Source organism: Herbiconiux daphne (assembly GCF_024979295.1).
GTDB classification, from domain to species: domain Bacteria; phylum Actinomycetota; class Actinomycetes; order Actinomycetales; family Microbacteriaceae; genus Herbiconiux; species Herbiconiux daphnes.
Window position 1 is genome coordinate 1 of the sequence record NZ_JANLCJ010000269.1, and the last position, 823, is coordinate 823.

An 823-nucleotide genomic window follows, 5' to 3' on the forward strand; every position below is an offset into this window, starting at 1 on the left:
AAGATTCTGCTGACCAACCTGAATACCAAGCTGCTGCTGTTGAAATTGATTCTGCTGTTGCAGTTGTTGCATAGCACCCTGTTCAGGAGAAGTAAGAGTTTTAGCATCGCCTGTTTCAATATACTGTTGAATCTCTTGACGGTCATAACCTTTCTGAAGAAGATCATCGGCCCAAGCTTGACGCTGTTCCATTCCATAATGTTTATCAAAATAGTTTGAACCAGCAGCAAAGGATTCAGCATAACCTTTACCATCTAACAGCGACATACCAGTTTGCATCATACCCATCAGGAAGGATTTAGACTGGAACCAATCACCAATTGTGTTCATTGATTTAAAGGTTTCTTGTCCAGCTTCATGAAGAGTTACGTTCTTCTGCTGATTATCTGTTAATGGTTTAGGAACATCAGGTTGATTAGCACCTGTAATGGGATGACCAACACCTGCTTGAATATTCTGGTTACGAGCTGCAAGAGATTGAGCTGGATTATCAGTGGTAATTGGAGTAGGTACACCACCACCTTTAGTAGTATCATCTGCTACTTGCTGTTTAGTTTGATTCATTGCTGAATCTTGAGCAGCTTTAGCATCAGCACCAGCTTGTTGACTATTAGGATCAGTAGTAGGAGCAGCTGCTGACTCAGCCGGATTATGAGCTGGGTCAGTTGGAGCTAACATACCTTGTACATCACTCTGTAGAGCTCCTACACGGTCCTGTACGTTCTTATCTGCCTGTTCCTGTGGTACTGGGATAGCCCCAGCATCGGTGCCTGTAAGAGCATTACGTGCGCTCACAATAGCACCACCCACATCATGTTTTAAT

The 823-nt window shown here is 43.4% G+C and carries 1 protein-coding gene; it reads right to left on the reverse strand.

Annotated elements, in window-relative coordinates; translation table 11 throughout:
* The coding region (locus tag N1032_RS24560) for a hypothetical protein (protein ID WP_259543136.1) at positions 1–823 on the reverse strand (823 nt) is incomplete at both ends.